Raw genomic sequence first — 22,610 nt, 5'->3', positions numbered from 1 at the left:
TTCATCCTGTTTTGTATAATTCTTTTTTGCGCTTATCTATCTATCACTGATTTTGGGTTTAGTTGGTTTTTTTGTCAAATGTGTAATTGTAGTATCTTTATCGTTTATTTATTCAAAAAAAGGAATAGAGCTTTATGACGCAAGTACAAGATAAACGAATTGACGAAATAAAAGAGTTATATGACCAATTGGTTACAGGAGATAAATTATCCAATATAGATGAGGAAGAAAAAGTAGAAGTCTATAATAAAAATCAAGATCTCTCGGAGCAAATACTGTCAATTATAGAAGAAATATTAAGAGAAGACTCTCTTAATAAAGATGCTCTATTTTGGAAAATACGAATCTATAATGGCCCTCATTATGAAGATGTATCAATGATGATGTCTACAGCAGAAGAAATAATAGAGAAGCTAAGTGATGATAAAAAGTCAGTGTTCAGTGCCTTTGATTGGTTAGCGTGGATTTATGAAGCTAAGCTTGAATTAAAAGAAAAAGCAATAGAGATATTACATGACAAGTTAATCGAGATATCTCTACTTAAAGAAGAGTTTAGTTTAAAAGATCGCGAGTTTGGAGAGACTTACTATATGATTGCCTATTTATATCGTGAGTTAGAAAATTATAGTACAGCTATTTCATTTTATAAACTAGCTTGCGAGCATTATCCAGATCATTATTATGCTACGTATCAAGGAGGAAATTTATTATTAGAAAGAGGAGAATATGAAGAAGCTTATCTACTGTTAAACTCGTTCTATATTTTTCACGGTAATGAGTATAGTGTTGGTTATGCTAAGGATATAGAGAAGTTATATAAAGAAGGCAAGTTAGAAGGTAAATGGGATTTAATCTCTTTAATGTATCATGTGGGGATAGATTATCCAGAAGAATTTGGAGCTAAGAGTACACGCGAATATGGAATGCGATTTATCAATATTATAGATGGAGAATTACTAGTTAATCCTGATAACTTAGCTGTACTACGTATGAAAATACGCTATTATTTAGTGGTAGAGAAGAATTCTAAGAAGGCATTTGATACTTTAGAGAAATATTATTCTATAGTAAGGGTCATTAATAGTTCTATATTCTTTACTTATTATGAATTAGCAAAGAAGTATAAAGTAGAATTAGAAGATTACCCAATCGAATGTGATGGATTCTATGGTTATAATTTGCTGACTCGCTTTTTGGAACGTGCAGGTGAGTTAAAAGGAGATGATAATGATAAGGCGTTGGAGTACTATAAGTATGCGAAACGCATAGGAGAACTTGTTCTTGAGCAGCAAGAAGCTTATTTTGAAAGAGGAGAAGGAAGTAAGGTGAGTAATAATGCGCATGGTTATGCTATGTTGTGTAATAATTTAGGAATCGTTTTTCGAAATCTCATCACATTAACAGATGGGAATTATAAGAGTGAGGAGGGAAGATTAGCGATGTTATTACATAGAAGAGGATATGGGTTATCTCCGTTTGTCGAGAACTTAGAGAATGGATTATATATAGCAGAGTTAGTAGCAGAGTTTGATGAGAAAGTCTATTTCGCAAAGGAGTTATTAACGTATCATGAGGAGTTTAGCAAAGACTGGATGTCTACCCAAAGGAGTATATTAAAGAGCTGGATAGCAATTGATAATTACGATGAATGCGAGGCATACTATTACGATCTTAAAAAGCGATTTGAGATTAGAGGTATTGAGGATGAGGATATTGTATCAGAGATGATATATCTAGCAGCAGACTTCTTCACATACATTCGATATAAGCGCAATGAGTTTGAAAAGGCAATAGAAAAAACAGAAGAGTTCTTTAGCAATCCTATGTATTTTGACCTAGTGGAAGAAGTAGCACAAGTTAATTATTGGTTTAGTTTAGCCTGGTCATATCACAGTTTAAATAATCGAGAAGAAGCCAATAAGTACTTTGATTTAATAATCGAAACTTACGATGGAAATACTCGTTATCAGAACACAGTCGATGAGGTGCCGCAAGAGTATAGATTACCTATAGAGGAAAGAGAAGCATATCAACGTATGCTTGCTTTTGTGAATAAGGAAAATATAGAGATTAAAGAATACTCATTAATCGACGACTCTTCTAATATACTTTATTTAGATAAAATAGTTGATTTTATAGTAGGTAGTGGTGATTTCAGTGTAGAAGGATGGATATCGGATAACTGTCATTTAAAAGTAAATCCTAGAGGTCTTAGAGAAGATGCTAAAGAGGTGATTTATGATACTTCATTAGATTTTTACTTTAAAGAGGAGAATTATACTATCCGTTTTAATATTGATGAGAGAGAAGAAAAGATCAGTAAGTTTATGGGATTGATGTCTAAAAAAGTTTGGGTAAAAAAAATGTTTACTTACTACTATTTTTATAGTGATGGAGAGGATACTTCTAATACTTATGACGTATATGGTAGTGGCAAGAATGCTGAGTATGATAAAGTAGCAGAGGAACTATGGAATGCTTGGGTTAGCAAGATAATGAGTCTAAGAAAAGTTTTACTATAATCTTATAAGTTAAATATATGTATCATTGGAACTTATTTAAAATGAAACATTAAAAAACGAGAATAGCATTAATGCTATTCTCGTTTTTTTTTGAAACAATAGTGAGTTCTTATAAGTAAAGAGTCATAGTATAGAATTAAGCCCTGTAATTGTATTAGCTAGATACTACAAGCCATTCTACTTCGTAGTTCTTTCATTAGCTCTATAATCATATTACAATGGGCTTCTGTCGCTAATTCAGACCTATCTTGTATAATTCTTTTTTTGCTTATCGGTCTATCAGATTCTGGGTTTAAAGATGTAAGTATTGAAAATGTTGGATTTTTAGTTGTTATTATTAAGACAATTGGTATGGTTTTGGCTTTTAAGATATAGAAGCTTTTTTTAGTATTTCTAATATACTTCTGAGTATTCAATATGTGAAGTAATTGATCTTTTTACTTTATTAATGTGACTTTTTATCTTTTTGTTGTCTTATTTATAGATTGTGAATGTAGTATGATATCTAGATAGAAGTTATACTAGGGTGATAAAATATGATATTTGTCATGTTAGTGTTAAGGGATATAGAATTGTCTAATATTCTTTATTTGCGACAATATTCTTCTTAATCATTACAAAATAAAGGTAATTTGTTTTTTAATTTATTATTGATTGTAAGGTTTGTTGAATTAAGTTTAATGATAAAGTGTACAATATTTGATTTATGTTAGTCATTTTAAGTTTATCCGTATGATTTTCATAAATATGATGTTGCTATGTTAAAAACTCTTTTTAAATAAGAAATAAGTAATAAATTTGCACTGCTTTAGAGAAAAATAGGAATATGTGAATATTGCTATTTGAGTCCCCACTTATCTCTGCATCTTCTACATATCCAGAATATGTGGTATGGTATGTTATGTGTTGAGGACTGATATCTACGCTATGCTTTAACACCACCTGATGCATGAAATTATTAAGTAGTCCTTATAATGTTGAAAATGACAGAGCTATCTTTGAAAAGGTAGTTGCTCTTAGTATATTATTGATATTATTACAATTTGTAACTGAGTTTTCTACAACAGTTCTAACTACAGGTTATTTTATTCTTCCTATTATTTATGTATTGGTTAAGTACGATCGTACTCAAGTAAACATTCTTCAAAAAAGTACTATTCATTTTATAGTTACTCTGACTATTACACTTTTAGCTTTTAATGTAAATGAGATACTCTATGAAACTTTAAATATAGTTTATTTACTAACCTATGTTATATCAATTTATCATCATGTAAACAAGCATTTGATTGTAGAGAAAGTTAGTCATGAGATATACAATTTTATAGGACTTTATTGTTTTTATATTTTAGCAGGTAGTGGAGTTTGTATTTTTTATTTAGTAATGGATTTGATAGGTAATAAGTATGAAGTAGCTAGTCAATTTGTTTTAGGAGGATTCGATTTTTTTGCAATTGTTTTCTGTATTTTAACCTTAGTGGTTAGTAGAAGTCACAGTAAAATATTAATGGAGACAACTACAACGAAATCTAAAGTTACAAGAGAAACAACTCCAGTTGTATATGAAAAGAGTAATGAACATATTAGAAATATTATTGAGTACTTCGAACAGTCTGATACGATTTTAGAACTAGGGTTTGATTTAGATCAATTAGCAAAAGATTTAAATTTAAGTAAACAGCAAGTATCAGAGATTATTAATCAAGATATGAATAGTAGTTTTTATCAACTATTGGCAATGTATAGAATTGATCATGCAAAGTCATTAATTGGTAATAATAAAAATCTTACAATAGAAGCTATTGTTGATGAGTGTGGTTTTAGTAGTAAATCTACATTCAATAAGTATTTTAAATATTATGTAGGGCAAACTCCCTCTATGTATAGAAATGCAGTGGTATAAAATAATGTAAATGATGGAGAATTATTTATACATACTTATACTGGCTGCTGCTGTAACACTTAATGGAATATCTTATTTTATAAATAGCAGATTAGTTAGTAGACGTAAATCACAGCAGATTTTAGATAAGTTTTTACTTTTTTTTATAACACATTGTGTTTTAGCTACCCTGGTGCGATTTTGTTTTGAGGATGAAGTGTTTATTTATTTAGGTATGCCATTTGGATTGTTTTATGCTCCTTTTTTTTACTGTAGTTTTAGAGCACTTCAGTTAGAAATGAAGGAAGGGGAAGATATTGAAAGTGATGAGGTTAATGTTATTAAGAGTTCTTTTATTCATTTTTTACCTGGAATACTTTTTTTCGTAGCTTACTTTTTATCTCTTTTTTATTTTGAAACTCTAGATGTAAAGTTTTTAATAAATTATTATTTTATTGCATATTTAATTCTTGGAGTACAATTAATTCTATATTCAATATTTGGATATTTAACTATTAGTAAACTCAATGTTGTAAAACATATACGTTTGTTAGTATTGCGTATTATCTGGATAATGATTTTTGTAGGGATTGTGTCTATAGGGTTAGTGGTGTATAATGCTATACCTAATAATGATGGTAATGTTCTTTATCTAGGTATTTTATGTTTAGCCATGACGATGTTCTTTTATTATTTAGATAGATTAAAATACGAGGAAGTATTAATTAGTCATGGAGGAATAATAGTTGAACAAAAAACTGAAGAAGTTGAAGTCATTGAACAAAATAAATATGAGAAATCTAAATTCACTAGTGAATTTAGTCATGAATATAAAACTAAGATTGAAAAAGTTATTATTAAAGATCAGCTTTATTTAAAACCTACCTGTTCTTTAGAGATGGTAGAAAAATTAACGAAAGTTCAGAAGCACCATCTATCTCAATTTTTTTCTACAGAATATGGCAAGCATTTTAATGCCTATATCAATGAATTGAGAATTGATTTTGCAAAAAACACACTAATCGAACGAAATTATAATGTTTCTGTAAACGAATTGGGAGAGGAATCAGGATTTAATTCGAGGACTTCGTTTTTTAGAGCATTTAAGAAATATGTAGGAGTTTCTCCTTCAGAGTATATTGAGAATCAACAAGGTCAGAACGACAAGCAACAATAATTACCCTGATTTTACATAGCCAGTGTAGAATCCATCTTATCAAAAGTCACAACATCTCGCCCATGTATGTGACTTTTTTTGTTTTTAGAAAATCTTTTAACAATAATCAGAACTACAAGCAACAATAATTATCTTGATTTTCTTAGATAGTGTAGAACGTAATTTATCAAAAGTCACAACATTTCGCTTATGTATGTGACTTTTTTTGTTTATTAATAAGTACTAGTTACTTGTAGTAGTTATGATTATGCTTTCTTTCTTTTATTGTATTTGTGGTATATCAATTTATAAAAAACTTACTGTTTTATGATAGATATATCCTTGAATGAATCTGTATTAGAATTGTAAAATGCTCTAATGTGTATAAGTTACAGCCTCCTTTGTTATCTATGTTGTTTGATTTAGAATAATTGTTGTATTTGATACAAGGTTATTATCAGAGTAAAATGATTTTAATAAGATTATTACAAGGAATTTACCATACATATTGTTCCAAAATATCTTATAAGAGTGATTATAGTGTTGTAAAAAATAATTAACGAACTATAGAAATTCTTATTTGGGTGTGTTTTTAGAACCTTAACTACTCGTTTTTTTGGATGTAAGTCTATAATCTTTTTTTATTGAAACCTATTATCCTTGTTTTAGTTTGTTGTAACATACTGTATTTGTTTATTTATTTGATTATTAGTTATTTATGATTGTTTTTAATACGTTTCAATATGTTGGAAAATACGACGCACCAATGTATTGAAACATATACAGCTACTATTTGTTAGACTTTTGGTACAGAAATCACTGTAATAAGAGTGTGCCATATTATTGGATACTTGATTTGCAAAAAAGAACAAAAGTGTTGAGTATTGAATGAAGATTTATTACTCATAATATAAAAGTTGTTTAGTCCTAATATACCCTCATGTGGTAAGAGTAAAAAGTCTAAACATTAACTATCAATATTTAGAGATTAATTATTATTGTTATGAAAAAAAGATTACTATCAGTTGCTTTACTTATGGGTGCTATGGCTGCTAATGCACAAGTAGGTATTGGTACTGCAACTCCAAACAAATCGGCAGAGTTATTAATTGAATCTTCTAATAGAGGTTTATTAATTCCTAACGTAGCTTTAACAAGTACGACAGATAAATCAACTATCACAAATGGTAACGTTGAAAGTTTATTAGTATATGCTACTAAGACTACAGAGAAAAAAGACATTACACCGGGATATTATTACTGGGATGGCGCGAAATGGGCACGTCTTACTGCTGATAAAGATATTCCTAAGATAGTATCTGATCAATTTCAAAATATACTTAATTTAAATGGTGATAAAGTAGCTAACCTTATTAAAGGATTATTTAGCGAAACAACTACTAATGTTGATAGACAGAAAGCTGGAAAGTATATCTATACAAATGAGAAAGGTACTGTTCAAACTATCGATGTAGTTGGAGATATTACAGAAATATTAAAAGGTGGTGTATACCCTGCTTTTGATACTGTGTTAAAACAGTTCATCGATAAAGCTGAAACAGTTACTTCATTATTGTATAATGGTACTACACGTACTTTATCTTATACAGATGAAGATAGAAATGTAAACAATATTGATATTGCTCAAATCCTAAAGGATCATACTGCTAATAACTTAAATGTTAAGGGAAGTGAATTAGTTTCTACAGTTAATGGTGTAGAAGGTAAGACAGACTTGACTAATAAGATTAGCAATGGTATGTTACAAGGTGGTGCTGTAACTAACGATAAATTATCTGCTGGTAAAGGAGATGATAATCGTGTTGCAGTAGCTGATAAAGATGGTAATGTTACTTATAAAACACAAAAAGAAATCGTAGAAGGAAATACTTCTAATGATCTTGCTTTAGATGGAAACAAATTAACAAGTACTGTTAATGGTAAGACGTCTACTGTTTCATTAACTGAGAATAGTGTAGTTTCTTCTAAAGGAATTACAGGGACAGGAATCGTTGTTGATGGTGGTTCTAACGCTACATTGAAAGATGTGAAATTATCTATCGAAGATGGTGCGATTACTCCAGAAAAGATGGCTAAAGGTGATGCAGGTACTGTATTAGTTACAGATAAAGATGGTATTGTTAAATGGGTAAAAGAAGATGCAGCTATTATCAAGGATATGGTAAAAGCTAATGAAACGATTACTACTTTATTAGATAAAGGAGACGGTACTTTTATTTATTATAATGAAGCTGATTATGGTACAGACGGTAAGTTAAAACCAGGTGCTGAAGGAACTAAATTTGATGCTAATACATTAAAAGTAATAGAGAAAGAAGGAGTTTACACTTTTACTGATAAATCTGGAAAAGAATTAGCGAAGATAGATACGAATGCTAAAGCTTCAGGTTATAATAATGCTACTTCTGGATTAACTTCTAAAGATGTACAAGGTGCAATCGATGAATTAGTTGGTAAGATTAATACAGTAGCAGGTACTAAAGGAACTTTAAGTTCAACAGATATCGTTGTTACAAAAGGTGAAGATGCTATCTTAAAAGATGTGACTTTAGCTATTGCAGCTGGTGCAGTTACTGAAGATAAGATTGGTCAAGGTGCTGTAACTACAGATAAATTAGGAGCAGGTGCTGTTACAACTGAGAAGATTGCAGCAGGTTCTAATGGTCAGGTATTAGTGACTGTTACTGAAAACGGTAAAGAAGTTACTAAATGGGTTGATAAGAAAGATGCTACATCTAACGAATTGACTTCTGCTGGTAACACAATGACATCTAATGTAAACGGTGTTTCTAAAACAGCTGATATTGTTAATTCAATTGGAAACTCTTTAGATAAAGATAATAAATTAGTTACTACTGTTAATGGTAAAGCAGGAGAGGGAGTTGATTTAACTCCAGCTATTCAAGCAGGACAAAAAACAACTTCTGTTGACAAAGGTTCTGATAAAGTAACTGTTGTAGGAACTACTACTGGTAAAAATACTGAGTACGTAGTTGATGTAGTTGAAGGTGAATTAAACTTAGGTAATATGGGAGGTCAAGTAACGACTACTCAAATTACTGATGGTGCTGTAACCAATGAGAAGATTGCAGCAGGTAAAGAAGGTCAAGTATTAGTAACTGTTACTGAGAATGGTAAAGAAGTTACTAAATGGATGCCTGCAAATGATTTAGGAAATACAGTTACTGCAGGTAACGGATTAACTAAATCAGCTGATGGTGAAATAAAATTAGGTGGTCAACTAACAGAGAAAACTATTTTAACTACAAGTAAAGGAAAAGAGCTTGTTATTGAAGGTTTAGAAGATGTTAAAACTAACCCATCTATTAATAATATCGTATTAACTGATCCTATTACAGGAGAGTTAAAACAAACTTCTGTTAAAAACTTATTAGAAGACACTATCACTAAAGGTGGTACTGCTGATGAGTTAAAAGCAAAATCATTAAGAGGTGATGGAATTACAGTTACTACTGGTGCTACAGTAAGTAATTCATTAGAAGCAGTAAATGCTTTATTAAAAGATGTAATCTTAGGTATAGCTGATGGTGCTATTACAGAAGGTAAACTTGGTACAGGAGCTGTTACAACTGAGAAAATCAAAGCAGGTAAAGACGGTCAAGTCTTAGTAACTGAAGGAGGTGTAACTAAATGGGTAGACAAAAAAGAGGCTACTACAAATGAGTTTACTTTAGGAGCTGACAACAAATTAGTATCTAATGTAAATGGTGTTTCTAAAGAAGTAGACTTAACTTTTAAAGTAACAGACGGAATGTTAAACGGTGGTCAAGGTACTGACAAACGTGTTGCTGTTAGTGATAAAGACGGTAAAGTAACTTATCAAGAAGTTACTGGTAAAGCATTAAATGGTAAAGCTCTTACTTCTGGATCTATTAAAGTATTTGGTGGAAGTCAAGCTTTATTAGATGGTACAGTGATTGAGGTTCAAGGAGGTACTAAAGACGGTCAAGTTTTAGTTACTACAACAAAAGAGATTGTTGTAGGTAAAGATGCTAATGGTGCTGATATAAAAGAAACTCATAAAGTTACTGAATGGGTAGATCAATTACCAGCTGATAAATTAACTCCAGGTAATGAAGGTCAAGTATTAGTTACTGAAGGTGGTGAAACTAAATGGGTTGATAAAACACCTACTACTAATGAATTAACTAAGAAAACTATAGGAGTAGGTGCTGATGCAAAAACTGATAACAATACTATCGTTTCTAATGTAAATGGAGTTCTTTCTGAAGTGAAAGTTATTGATACAGTTGGAAACTCTTTAGATGCAGACAATAAATTAGTTACTACTGTTAATGGTGTACCAGGAACAGGATTAGATTTAACTCCAGCTATTCAAGCAGGACAAAAAACAACTTCAGTAATAAACGGTTCTGATAAAGTTACTGTTGTAACAACAGGACCAGGGACTACTGGTAAAAACACAGAATATACTGTTGATGTAGTTGAAGCTAATATCAAATTAGAAGAGTTAGGTGGTCAATTACCAGCAGATAAATTAGCTCCAGGTACTGAAGGCCAAGTATTAGTGACAGAAGGTGGAGTTACTAAATGGGTTACTAAACAAGAAGTAGGAACTACTAATGGTTTGAAAATTGTTGGTAATGAGTTGATTTCTACTGTAAACGGTGTAGATGGTAAAGCTGATTTAGTTCAAGCTATTACAGCCGATATGTTGAAAGATGGTTCCGTTACAGCTGATAAAATCGACGCTTCAGTAGCAGGAGAAGGCTTAACTAAGAATGCTACTACTGGAGCTTTAGATGTTGACTTTGCTAAAGTAAATACCGAATTGGCGAAAGGGAAAGTTAGTTCTACTACAATCCTTGTAAATAATGGTGTAGAAAGTCTAAACTCTACATTTAACAATGTTGCTTTAGAAATTAAAGGAGGAGATAAAGATGGTCAAGTATTAACATCTGACAAAGATGGTAAGGTAACTTGGACTACACCTGAGAAAGCTGCTACATCTAACGAATTAAAAGCTGATGGAGATAAGTTAGTTTCTACTGTTAATGGTCAACCTGCTGAGTTAAAATTAGAAGGTGATGTAATCCTTAAAGATGGTAAAACAGTTGTAGGTGGTATTCAAGGTACTCCTGTAAGTGAAACTAAACCAAGTACCGATGGTCAAGCTCTAGTTTATAATGAAAAAACAAAAACTTGGAAACCAGGTACACCAAATGTTGGTGTAGCAAATGTTACTGATGCTAAAACATTAACTACTGATGGAATTATCTTGGTTAATACAGATAAGAAAGTTGTTGAAAAATCAGTATTAGCTGATATTGAACTTTCTATTGCTAATAACGCTATTACAGCAGACAAATTAAAGGCAGGAGATACAAACCAAGTATTGACAACTGTTGATAATGCAGGTACTAAGACAGTAGAATGGAAAACTCCAGTAGTTGATGCAGGAACTGTTACAAATGGTAGAGATCTTACAACAGATGGAATTATTGTAGTAGGTGAAAAAGATAGTACAATCGCATTAGCTGAAGGTTCTTTATTAAAAGCTGCTAAACTTTCTATTAAAGAAGGTGGTATTACAGCTAAAGAATTAGCTAACAATGCTGTAACTACTGAAAAAATAGCAGGTGATGCAATTACTTCTGATAAGATCGCTGATGGAACAATCCAAACAGCTGATTTAGATAATAAAGCAGTTACTCCTGAAAAAGTACAAGGTGGAAATGATGGAGAAGTTCTTACTACAACTGGTACAGGTGCAGATGCAAAAGTAGAATGGAAAAAACCAGTAGTTGATGCAGGAACTGTTACAAATGGTAAAGCGTTAACTTCTACAGAAGGTACAATTACTATTACAGGTGCTGATAACGGTGCAACAGCTTTATTAAAAGGAGCTAATGTAGATGTTGCTAATGGAGCAATTACTCCAGCAAAATTACAACCAGGTAACAACAACCAAGTATTGACAACAGTTGATAATGGTGGTACTAAAACAGTGGTTTGGAAAGATAAAGAAAAACCTACAACTGTAACAGGTGGTAAAACTGAAACAGGTGATGTAGTGGTAACTCCAGGTACAGGTGATAAAGCAAATGAGTTTACAGTTGATGTGAAATCTGCAATGCCTAAAGTATTCTATATGCCTCCAGTAGTATTTGATACGACTGTAAAAGGTTTGAAAACAAGAAATTTACACGAAGAATATTTAGCGCAATTTGTAAATGTAGCTAGTCATTTAAATAGTACTGGTGCTGTGTCAAGTATCCCTAATACAACTAAAGCAACAGATTTAGATTACTATGTAACATACCACGATAGCTCAGTTGTGACAATCATGTCAGTTGATAGCAATGGTTTATTGACTTATGAAGTAATTGGAGATTCTACTCCTGCTACTTTCATGACAATCGTATTCGTTGTAAAATAATATAATTTATAGTTCGCATAGCTTTTTTATAAGCTATGCGAAGTATTAACTAAATCTAAAAGATATGAAAAATATTATATCACATTGTTTAGTGCTTTGTCTTGTACTAGTAAGTCAAATTAGTTTTGGACAAGAGAGAGAAGTTAAGGCAGTGCATAAAGAGTCTGCTCAAAAAGATATTACTGAGATTAAAAAATATATCACACTTACTGCTTCTGAAGAAGAAGGAATATATAAAGTGTTAGTAGATAAAAATGAATACTTAAATGAGTACCCTACGATTAGTGCAGTTAGAAGAAATTGGGTAGTAGGTGGCTATGCTTATGGGATAGAGCAAGTATTTAAAAAATCTGATAAACAAGGAAAAGATAAATTTGATTCTTTAATGAAGAACCAAACACTTTTACAAGCGGTGAATTTACATATCATAACAGAAACAAGTAAATAATATGAAGAATAGTTTTATTAAAATACAGAATAGTTTGACTAAACTATTATTTGTAGTGCTTGTTGTTGTTGTTGGTTTTGCTGTAAGTGCTTTGGCTCAGGTAGAAAAGCCTGTACAAGTGAAGTTAGATAAGGTTAGTCCCAGTATTGATGAAGTTCTTACAGCATTAAATGGTGGAGGATTGACTCTTTCTAATGCTAAAATTGTTTTCGGAGATAATGAGCAAATGGCTATTTTCTCAGGAGGTTTGAATGCAGGACTAGGAATGGACAAAGGAGTGTTGTTTGCTACAGGTCAAGCTGAATGGCATTTAACAAGAAGGAATACTACGGATCGTTTTGATTCATATACTAAATATGATAGTTATGATGATAAAGACTTAATAGGAATTTATGAATTAGCTAATAGGGATGTTATTATTTATAGTTTTGATGTTACGTTAGCGTCACATACTTCTGCCTTACGTGTTGCTTTTCAGTTTGGATCAGAAGAGTATCCAACTTATGTTGGTACACGTTTTAATGATGCATTTGGTTTTTTTGTTACAGGTCCAGGAATAGTTGGAACTGAGAATATAGCTAAGTTACCAACTAATGGTAATGTGATTTCTGTTAATAGTGTGAATGGAGGTGCTTATGGTGCAGATACTTATGGTAAATCATTGGCTAAAACCGATTTAAAACAAACATCTCAATATATCAATAATGGACATGACACAATATTGAATCCAAATGGATTACAAGGAAACTGGGATAATAATGGACCTAAACCTGTATTCATAGAGTATAATGGATTAACAAAGTTAATTACGTATGATTTAACTGGGTTACAAGGAGGACAAACCTATCAATTTAAAATTGCTATTGCTGACTCTCAGGATGCAGCTTACGATTCAGGAGTTATTATTCAAAAGATTCAAGGAACTACAGGAGCTGACGTTAAGATAGAGAAGACTATTGATAAAGCAGAGGTAGAGCCAGGCGATATCGTTGAGTTTACTTTGACTACTACTAACTTAGGTCCTTATGATGGTAAAGGTGTAAAAGTAACGGATTTATTACCTTCTGGTTATACATTTATTAGTGCTACACCAAGTAAGGGAACGTTTAATGCGGGAACAGGTGTTTGGTCAATTGGTAATTTGCAAGCAATTCATCAAACAGAAACATTAAAAATAATAGCAAAAGTAAATGCTTCTGGCGATTATACAAATAAAGCAACTATTACTTCGGATGATCCAGATCCAGATCCAGATAACAATGTTTCAGAGGTTACTCCTAAAGTAAATACTGGATTGAGTGGTTTTGATTGTTTTAATGACATTGTTGGTAATGGTTTTGAATGGGGTTATAATAATGGAAAACCTGGAAGTAATCCACCAAGTAATCCTGTAGTAAAACAAATAGACCAACCTGCTTCAGATGGAGGTTTTGTATTAGATATTTATCAATTAGATAATTCTTTTAATATGATTGTCAATAATAAATCTTTGTATAAAGAAGAGATAGAGTTTCAAACAGGAAGTGGTGCAGTAAATATTCGCTTTAAAAAAGACGGAGCACTTTTTGGTTCAGGTAATGGTATTTCTGACATATGGGGAATTAATGACAAAAATGATAATAACGAAAATATCATAATTGACTTAACTGATCGTACAAAGAATCCAACACCAGCTATTCGTGTAGTTATTGACAAAGAGGGTATAGCTTCTTTATATGGTAAAAGAAATAGCAAGGCTCAATTAGAAGAATTAGAAATGTTCAATACTAATACTAAGGTTGCTGAACCTTTAAAGAAAGTAGATTGGCATAAAGTGGGTACTGGTAATACTGTCAATAATATTAAAGTTACTCAAAATGTGATCGGTCAGACTCTTATGTCAGGTTTTGGATACGGGCAACAAATTAAAGCTTGTGAAACATGTACTGTAGAGAAAGATGGTATATCAAAAGCAGTTAATCCTAATAGTGTTAAGGTAGGAGAAGTAATCACTTATACTTTCAATGTTAAGAACTTAGGGGATATGGAGATCCACGATGTGACAATTGATGATCCGCTATTTGGTTTTGATATTAAAGTAGATGCTAAAGACAAAAAGGTGATTCCTTCTAATGTTACTATGACAGGTGATGCTAATGGCAACTTTATCTTAGATAAAACAGAAATGTGGACGTTCACAGTTGACTATAAAGTGACTGCTGATGATATCTATAAAACGAAAGGTGTGTATAACCGTGCAACTGTAAATGGTACAGGAATATCGAATATATCAAAAATGCCTGTGACTAAAGAGTCTATAGATCCAACGCCTTATAAAGCAGGTGATATTGGATGGGATCCTATAAGAGAATACCATACGTATGTGCCATTAAAAGGACAGAGTTTGTTTATCTCTAATCCTCACATTTACCAAAAAGTAAAATAGCTATGAAAACTATATATATTAATCGCTCTTTATACTTCGCTCTATTGGGAACTGCATGTTCAGCGATGGCGCAAGAAAAGAAAGGAGTATTTGTAAATCATGGTAGTACGATAAGTGTTGCTGATAAAGGAGTGATGTCTACTGCTTATGATTTTAATAATACTGCTACTGGAAGTGTACTAAGTGATGGAACGACTTATTACTATCGCAATTTTAATAACGATGGTGATTATGCAGTTAAAAGCAAAAAGGAAACTGCTAAAGCTGTATTTCAACGTTTCGAAGGAGAGAACGGTAGTCAGTTAATATCGGGAGATGGTATATCTTCTTTTCACAATGTAGTATTAGATAACGCTACACCTGATATGGCATTTGATCTTAAAAATAACATAGACATATACGGAAGTGTTGATTTTAAAGATGGAATCATTAAAGTTGACTCTACGGTTAATGCAAAGACTAAACTATCTAAAGGGAACTTGAGCTTTCAAGATAATGCGAAAGCGATTAAACCAACAGATAGAAGTCACGCAGAGGGCTATGTAGAGAAGATTGGTAACGATGAGTTTCAATATCCTAAGGGTGACAAAGGACTTTATCGTTATGCTAGAATCACTGCCCCTGAGAATGTTAAAGATGCTTACCAAGGTAAGTATAACTTAGATGATAAGAACTTCTTTAAGGTGCGTGCTACTAAGTCAGGAGTGATTAATCTACTGGATACTCGTGAGTATTGGACCATTGATAAAGGTAATGACAATAGTCAAGGAGATATTATGCTAACGCTGAGTTGGGATGAGCGCACTACCCCTAAAGAGCTTTTAGCTAATCCAGAGAAAGAGTTGCACATTGTACGTTGGGATGCCAAACAGCAGTTATGGGTAGATGAAGGTGGAGTAGTTAATGTAGACCGTAAAGAAATTACTACACCTACCAGTGTAAGAGGGTATGGATTCTTTACGTTAGCGACAGTTAACACAGATCTAATCCTAGATGGAGACATTGTTATTTACAACCTTGTAACCCCTGATGGAGATGGTAAGAATGATTACTTTATCATTGACAACATTACTAAGTTTCCAAATAACACAGTGGAAGTTTATAACCGTTGGGGAGTTAAGGTTTATAATACAAGTAATTATGATAGTGCAGGAAATGTATTTAGAGGGTATTCAGATGGTCGTGTGACAATCAATAAGAACGAAAAACTACCAAGTGGAACATACTTCTACATTGTGAACTACGAGTATAAAGATGCCAAAGGTTCACGCATGATTAAAAAATCAGGTTACCTACAATTAGAAAGCAATAAGTAAGAATATATGAATATTCAACAAAATATCAAGAAAATCGGAATCAGCTTAATCGCCTTAGGCTGCTTCTCACAAATGCAAGCGCAACAAGACCCGCAATACACCCAGTATATGTATAACACCAATATGGTTAACCCAGCTTATGCAGGAAGTAGAGGAACGTTAAACGTATTTGGGATGTACCGCACACAGTGGGTAGGATTAGATGGAGCCCCTAAGACAGCTAATGTGTCTGTATCTACACCATTAGGTGAGAGCGGACTAGGGTTAGGTGTAAACTTTACCAATGACCGTTTAGGCGCGATGGATGAGAATAATATCTCAGTAGATTTATCGTATGCAATTGATTTGAACGCAGATTATAAATTAGCTTTTGGATTAAAAGGTACAGCTAATTTACTGAATGTGGATTATACAAAATTAAACATCCACAATCCATCCGATCCACACTCACAGGAGAATATCAACAATAAGTTTAGTCCAAATATCGGAGCAGGAGTTTACTTATATTCAGACAAAGCGTATGTGGGGTTATCAGTACCTAACTTCTTAACACAGAATAGATACGATGATAACGAGCGCAATACAGATCTAACAGTGATGCGTCAAAAAGCACACTTCTACCTAATGGGAGGATATGTGTTTGATGTTAGTGAGAATGTATTGTTTAAACCGGCAGCATTAGTAAAAGCAGTAAGTGGAGCACCCTTACAAGTGGACTTGACAGCTAATGTATTGTTGTATGATAAATTTACATTAGGGGCAGCTTATCGTTGGGATGCAGCAGTCAGTGCACTGGCAGGCTTCCAGGTGAATGATAATATGTTTATTGGATATGCTTACGATTTTGATACTACTAAATTGCACAACTACAACTCAGGATCACATGAGATCTTTATGAGATTTGAGCTATTTAACCGTCGTAGTACGATTAATGCGCCTCGATTCTTCTAGAAGAATAAGAGGAAAAAGACACAATTATGAGAAAAGAGCTATTGAAAATAAGCTTATTTGGTATGTTACTTTTAGCGGGAGTGAATACTCAGGCACAGAGGGTAGCAGAGAAAAAAGCGGATAAAGAATATCAAACCCAGGCGTATGTCGATGCAATCAAAATTTATGAGCGCATCGCTAACAAAGGGTACACAAACGCAGATATGCTAAAGAAATTAGCAGATGCGTATTACTTTAATGGAAAGTTACCAGAGGCCAATAAGTGGTATGAACAGTTGTTTGACGGTGAGTATGACAATAAGGGCAAGGAGGCTATCCCATCAGAGTATTACTATCGCTACGCTCAGACGCTAAAATCTGTAGAGAATTACGACAAGTCCAAACAAATGATGCAGGAGTTCTCTAAACTAGAAGGAAACGACTCTAGAGCACAGCTTTTTGAAGCAAGCAAAGATCGCTACCTAAAAGAGATAGAGAACAACTCAGAGCGTTATGAATTAAAGAATATCGGAGTAAATACTGCGTATTCTGATTATGGAGCAACACTGTACGGAGATCAATTAATCTATACTACAGCTCGCCAGACAGAGCATGAGTCAGGTAGTCGTTTACACGATTGGACTAATGAGAGTTTTACGAGTCTGTATAGCAGTAAGATTAACGCAGACGGAACCTTTGAACAGCCAGTTAAGTTTGCCCCAGAGTTAGACACTAAAGTAAACGAAGCAACAGCTGTGTTTACAAAAGATGGCAAGACGATGTACTTCACGCGTAACAATACAAGTGTAAAGGGAAAACGTCGTTTAAACAAAGATAAGTCAACTCTTTTAAAGATATATAAAGCAATGTTATCAGAAGAAGGGAAATGGACAAATGTAGAGGAGCTTCCGTTTAATTCGGATAACTTTAATACAGCTCACCCAGCGTTGACTCCAGATGATAAATGGCTTTACTTCTCATCAGACAGAGAAGGGAGTATCGGTCAGTCAGATATCTTTAGAGTGGCTATTTATCCAACGGGAGAATATGGAAATGTAGAAAATGTAGGAAAGAAAGTTAACACATCAGGAAGAGAGACTTTTCCATTTATTTCTAAAGACCACTTCTTGTTCTTCAGTTCAGATGGACATCCAGGATTAGGAGGATTAGACGTGTTTGTAGCGAAGATCAATGTAGATGGTAGTATTGGACAGGTTACTAATATGGGAACGCCTATAAACAGTAGTACAGATGACTTCGGATTTTATGTAGATAACAAGACACGCAAGGGATTTGTGAGTTCTAATAGAGCTAACTCAGTAGGAGGAGATGATATTTACTTCTTTATGGAGAAAGTCTGTCACCAGATTTTAGAGGGTATTGTGTTTGACAAGGATACTAAGGAAGTATTAGCCAATGCGAAAGTGACCATTTATAACAATGCTTATACACGAGTAGGAGAGTTAATCACAGATGATAAGGGCTACTATAGAGTAGAAGATTTAAATTGTAATAGGAAGTACCGTCTGAAGGCAGAAGCACCGAAGTATAATACCGAAGAAGTGATTGTACAGATGGATGCGATAGCAGGTGGAGTGAGAAAACAAGATATTCCACTAGAGAAAACAGAGAAGCCAATTGTTAAGGATGATGACTTGTTTAAGAAGCTTAAGTTAAACCCTATCTATTTTGACTTTGACAAATCAAACATCCGCAAAGATGCTTCTATAGAATTAATGAAAGTAGTGGAGGTATTAAAAGAATACCCAACGATGAAGATAGATGTGCGTTCGCATACAGATAGTAGAGGAAATGATGATTACAACTTGAAGTTATCTGATCGCAGAGCTAAGTCTACAGTAGCGTGGATTATCAGTCAGGGAATCGATGCAAGTCGAGTAACAGGACAAGGATATGGTGAGACACAGTTACAGAACAAATGTAGCAATGGTGTACCATGTACAGTAGAGGAACATCAACTAAACAGACGAAGTGAATTTATTGTTACTGAGTTGTAATATAGTTACTTATAAAGCGTTTATAGAATATTACTATAATTTGTTTAAAAACAACAAAACAATTTTTTTTTCGACCGATCCTGCTGTAGGATTTAAAACCAACAGTATTAGCCAAAGACGCTTTCCTTAACGGAGGGCGTCTTTTTTTTGTACTCTATAAAAATAGTATAGGTATTTTTATTTTGGTTCTGATATCTCCTCTTAAATGAGTGTAAATACTTAGTTTCTAGAGTATATTTTTTGATAAAAACCGCTTTCTTGTCTTTATATCATAATTAATTTAAAAAAAGAAATTATTTTTTTTGGTTGTTTTTCGTTTTCTTAAAAGGTGCTTTAATCCCAGTAAGAATCAGGTAGGCGTGTAAGTTACTCGACAATTCATGGAAACTATGCCGTAAATGGTGGAGAAAAGAGGTTGTTTGTCGAGGAATACTTCTTTTATTGATACAGAACTATCCCTTAAGTGAGAACAATGTTTAAATAGGGAGAGTAGCTTGATAGTAAGTAGGTAGACTTTGGTAGCTAACTTGATAAATTGGACTAGAAAGAATGTAGATAAATGCTGTTCGCTTATTTGCCTATCATATATTCTAGATTCAATAGTAAAGTTTTAAGAAATTAGATGTATTTAGTTTTTATAATGTAAGTATTGGAGTTGTTTTATTTACAAAAATAGCCTAAGTATTAAATTAAAATCGAATAGAAGGAATATCGTATGTTGTTTTAAAAGCTGTGCTTCTATTGTGTTTATTAAGTGAGTATTGATTGTTTGCGGGTAATCATAATGCGATTTATGTCTGTTTTTAGAAGGATTAGAGGTGGTATTTGTGATGTTTAGAAAAAATTGTGAATTAATTATAAGATTTATTTGAATAGTGTCTTTTGTGTTAAATTGGTTTGTTTAAAAAATCAAATTTTGTTTAGTTTGTGTGATAAAAACACTATAATGGTTAATGTTTTTGCGTGATTATTAGTTGTTTCTTCTCATTATGTTATAAATATGATATAGATTTGTGACCAGAAGTGAATAAGGTGTCTTATTAATAGAACACTTTATTTATTAGAATTAGTTTTATATGTTATTAAAGAAGAAAGTCCCCACTTTTAGTAATAGCTTTGATTTATTGACTTTGCTAACTACTATTATTTTTATTTTAGATTTCATAGTATTCTATTTTAATCTGAATATTGATGTGCTATTACTGTTTTTACCAGTAATGGTGTCAATTATTAATTATAATGATTTAGAGAAAAAAACTGCTAAACTGTTTGATCCGGTTGGTTTTTTTGTTTTGATGATTGCTATTTTTTGCGATTATATTACTCCTGTGAGTATGAACATTGTTTTTTCTTTAGGTATGTTTGCTTTGACAATCTCTTTTTATGCAGCTTATATAAAGAGACAAAGGCAGGTTAGTAATATAATTGCTCGCAATTATTTCCACATCTTTTTTGTTGTGCTTTCTTCAGTTAGTTTTTTGAAGTTTTTGACTTCTATTAATAATGCGACACTTTTAGAGATGCATAGTGTTATTGAATTTTTCTTATTTTCAATATTAGTTTTTTATGTTGTATTAACAGTGTTACATTTTCTTATGTTTTATAGAGGAACTAATAAGCGTGATATGAATAAGATAGTTGTGGCTAACCCTATTTTATCAAAAGAAAGGGGGACACAGCTTAATTATCGCGATAAGTTGGATGTAGTTGAAGAAAATAGTAGTTCTAATGAGAGTTTAGAAATAGTGACTAATGATCTAGCTAAAAGTATTATTGAATTTTTGGAAACAAAGGATACTTATTTAGATGCGGATTTTTCGTTACAAGATTTATCAGAAGCTTTGTTTGTGAATAGAATTGAGCTTTCTGAAGTAATAAATAGAGAACTTAAAACTAATTTTTATACTCTTGTAGCACAGTATAGAATCCAAAATGCAAAACAATTATTGTGTGATAGACAGAACCTTTTAATAGAAGGAGTCATGCAAGAAGTTGGGTTTAACTCAAAAATCACCTTTAATAAGTATTTTAAAAATTTTGTAGGGATGACTCCATCTGAATTTAGAAGACAAAATATGGAGGCTAATACTATATTGGGATAAGAGGTGTTAATGTTATGATTATCTGTTTTTTAATAAGTAAGTAAGGTGTTTAGTTAATCCTGCTAATCGTGTCGATTAATTGGTGTTTAGTAAAATCCAACTATTTGAGACTGAAATTCAATTAAATTTATTGAATTTTGCATAGTCGAAAAAAAGAATGGATTATGGCAAAGTATTTAATTACGAGCCTTTTGGTTTGTATTGTTGCAATTAGTATAGGTTTATTAGGACAAACATTTAAGAACTATAACAATAAAAAAGCACCTAGTATCTTTAGACAACTTATGTTGATTATAAGTTGTCATGCGGGGGTAGTATTGGCTGGTATTTATTTATTGTCAGATAGTTTACTGTTAAGTAATAGTTCACCTTTCTTTTTGTTTTATGGATTGTATTTCTATTTGTTTGTAGAAAATATTAGCAATCATCATACAGTAATAAACAAAACGGTTTATTATAGTAAGCAATTTCTTTTACCAGGATTTTTTGCATCTGGTTTTATTTTTCTAGCTCTTGTTTCTGATAAATTAACAGATGAATTTATTTATAGTTATTTTTATGTGTTATTTGCATTAGAGGGAGTTTTAACTGTATATTATTCAGTGCGTTCTTATGTGTTGTTAATCAATGATACTGTTATTAAGGAAACACTAAGACTTCATTTAATGGCTATTAATACCCTATTACTTTTTATAGGTATTTTACTATTGTCATTTATTTTTCTAGATTTCTCTTTTATTCTACTATACAGGTTACTGATCTGCTTATGTGTTGTTGCTTTGGTTTTTTATTTAGCCATAGTGTACAAAAAATTAGCAGAACTATTTGACATATCTACATGTCGTTCTACTGAGAAAAATAGTGATTTTAATTTTGTGAATTCTACAGTCTTGTTTAATTATAGTTCTACTTCAGAAAAACTAGATGTACTTGAAAGTGTTCCTTACGATGATGAGAAAGAGAAATATGTAAAATCTCGTATTTCTGAAGAATTATTGGAAAAATATAGAATCAGAATGAACAGTATACTGATAGTGGGTAAATTATATCTTAATCAGGATTTGAGTTTAGATGAATTGTCGGAAGTGTCTAAAATTTCAAAACACCACTTAGGACAATATTTTTCTTTGGTACATCATACAAATTTTAATAAATTTATTAATCAACTTCGCATTGAGTATATAATTTCGTATATTCACAATCACAAGGAAGCCAAGTTAAGTGTAAATGATCTTTTAGCACTTAGTCCATTCAAATCTAGGGCTTCTTTTTTCCGAAATTTTAAAGATTTCACAGGATCAGCTCCATCCGATTACCTAAAGACATATTACGAAAGTATTAATTAATACTTGAATTTGTAACTATATGT

General features: G+C 32.2%; 11 protein-coding genes. All 11 read left to right on the top strand.

Going from position 1 to position 22,610, the window contains the following annotated elements:
- The first annotated feature begins 134 nt into the window (after positions 1-134).
- The 11 genes from LNQ81_RS00925 (at position 135) to LNQ81_RS00875 (ending at position 22,587) form a co-directional block, all read left to right on the top strand.
- Positions 135-2,522 (top strand): tetratricopeptide repeat protein, encoded by a 2,388-nt coding sequence (locus tag LNQ81_RS00925; protein WP_229944283.1) that lies wholly within the window; start codon positions 135-137, stop codon positions 2,520-2,522.
- Positions 2,523-3,471: 949 nt separating this feature from the next.
- Positions 3,472-4,425, top strand: a complete 954-nt coding sequence (locus LNQ81_RS00920; RefSeq protein WP_229944282.1) for a helix-turn-helix domain-containing protein — start codon at positions 3,472-3,474, stop codon at positions 4,423-4,425.
- 10 nt (positions 4,426-4,435) lie between these two features.
- On the top strand, positions 4,436-5,581 hold the full coding sequence (locus tag LNQ81_RS00915; protein ID WP_229944281.1) for a helix-turn-helix transcriptional regulator: 1,146 nt from the start codon (positions 4,436-4,438) through the stop codon (positions 5,579-5,581).
- 982 nt (positions 5,582-6,563) lie between these two features.
- A complete protein-coding gene (locus LNQ81_RS00910) occupies positions 6,564-12,002 on the top strand; it encodes a hypothetical protein (protein ID WP_229944280.1) in 5,439 nt (1,812 codons plus the stop codon).
- Between the two features lie 64 nt (positions 12,003-12,066).
- Positions 12,067-12,450 carry a hypothetical protein gene (locus LNQ81_RS00905; RefSeq protein WP_229944279.1) on the top strand — a complete coding sequence of 128 codons (384 nt, stop codon included), beginning with the start codon at positions 12,067-12,069 and terminating at the stop codon, positions 12,448-12,450.
- Position 12,451: 1 nt separating this feature from the next.
- On the top strand, positions 12,452-14,875 hold the full coding sequence (locus LNQ81_RS00900) for a choice-of-anchor L domain-containing protein (RefSeq protein ID WP_229944278.1): 2,424 nt from the start codon (positions 12,452-12,454) through the stop codon (positions 14,873-14,875).
- A gap of 2 nt (positions 14,876-14,877) precedes the next feature.
- Positions 14,878-16,191 carry a gliding motility-associated C-terminal domain-containing protein gene (locus LNQ81_RS00895; protein ID WP_229944277.1) on the top strand — a complete coding sequence of 438 codons (1,314 nt, stop codon included), beginning with the start codon at positions 14,878-14,880 and terminating at the stop codon, positions 16,189-16,191.
- 6 nt (positions 16,192-16,197) lie between these two features.
- A complete protein-coding gene (locus LNQ81_RS00890) occupies positions 16,198-17,142 on the top strand; it encodes a PorP/SprF family type IX secretion system membrane protein (RefSeq protein ID WP_229944270.1) in 945 nt (314 codons plus the stop codon).
- Positions 17,143-17,168: 26 nt separating this feature from the next.
- Positions 17,169-19,139, top strand: a complete 1,971-nt coding sequence (locus tag LNQ81_RS00885) for an OmpA family protein (RefSeq protein ID WP_229944276.1) — start codon at positions 17,169-17,171, stop codon at positions 19,137-19,139.
- Positions 19,140-20,215: 1,076 nt separating this feature from the next.
- Positions 20,216-21,241, top strand: coding sequence for an AraC family transcriptional regulator (locus LNQ81_RS00880; protein ID WP_229944275.1), 1,026 nt, complete (start codon positions 20,216-20,218; stop codon positions 21,239-21,241).
- A gap of 164 nt (positions 21,242-21,405) precedes the next feature.
- Positions 21,406-22,587 (top strand): helix-turn-helix domain-containing protein, encoded by a 1,182-nt coding sequence (locus tag LNQ81_RS00875; protein WP_229944274.1) that lies wholly within the window; start codon positions 21,406-21,408, stop codon positions 22,585-22,587.
- The last annotated feature ends 23 nt before the right edge of the window (positions 22,588-22,610 follow it).

The organism is Myroides oncorhynchi (genome assembly GCF_020905415.1).
In the GTDB taxonomy this organism is placed as follows: domain Bacteria; phylum Bacteroidota; class Bacteroidia; order Flavobacteriales; family Flavobacteriaceae; genus Flavobacterium; species Flavobacterium oncorhynchi_A.
The sequence above is the reverse complement of the archived record's forward strand: the minus strand, read 5'-3'. Positions and strand labels throughout refer to the sequence as shown.

Coding starts and splice junctions, on each gene's coding strand:
- LNQ81_RS00915 (WP_229944281.1), top strand. CDS start 4,436: ATGATGGAGAATTATTTATACATACTTATACTGGCTGCTGCTGTAACA.
- LNQ81_RS00885 (WP_229944276.1), top strand. CDS start 17,169: ATGAGAAAAGAGCTATTGAAAATAAGCTTATTTGGTATGTTACTTTTA.
- LNQ81_RS00880 (WP_229944275.1), top strand. CDS start 20,216: ATGTTATTAAAGAAGAAAGTCCCCACTTTTAGTAATAGCTTTGATTTA.
- LNQ81_RS00925 (WP_229944283.1), top strand. CDS start 135: ATGACGCAAGTACAAGATAAACGAATTGACGAAATAAAAGAGTTATAT.
- LNQ81_RS00900 (WP_229944278.1), top strand. CDS start 12,452: ATGAAGAATAGTTTTATTAAAATACAGAATAGTTTGACTAAACTATTA.
- LNQ81_RS00905 (WP_229944279.1), top strand. CDS start 12,067: ATGAAAAATATTATATCACATTGTTTAGTGCTTTGTCTTGTACTAGTA.
- LNQ81_RS00920 (WP_229944282.1), top strand. CDS start 3,472: ATGAAATTATTAAGTAGTCCTTATAATGTTGAAAATGACAGAGCTATC.
- LNQ81_RS00910 (WP_229944280.1), top strand. CDS start 6,564: ATGAAAAAAAGATTACTATCAGTTGCTTTACTTATGGGTGCTATGGCT.
- LNQ81_RS00895 (WP_229944277.1), top strand. CDS start 14,878: ATGAAAACTATATATATTAATCGCTCTTTATACTTCGCTCTATTGGGA.
- LNQ81_RS00890 (WP_229944270.1), top strand. CDS start 16,198: ATGAATATTCAACAAAATATCAAGAAAATCGGAATCAGCTTAATCGCC.
- LNQ81_RS00875 (WP_229944274.1), top strand. CDS start 21,406: ATGGCAAAGTATTTAATTACGAGCCTTTTGGTTTGTATTGTTGCAATT.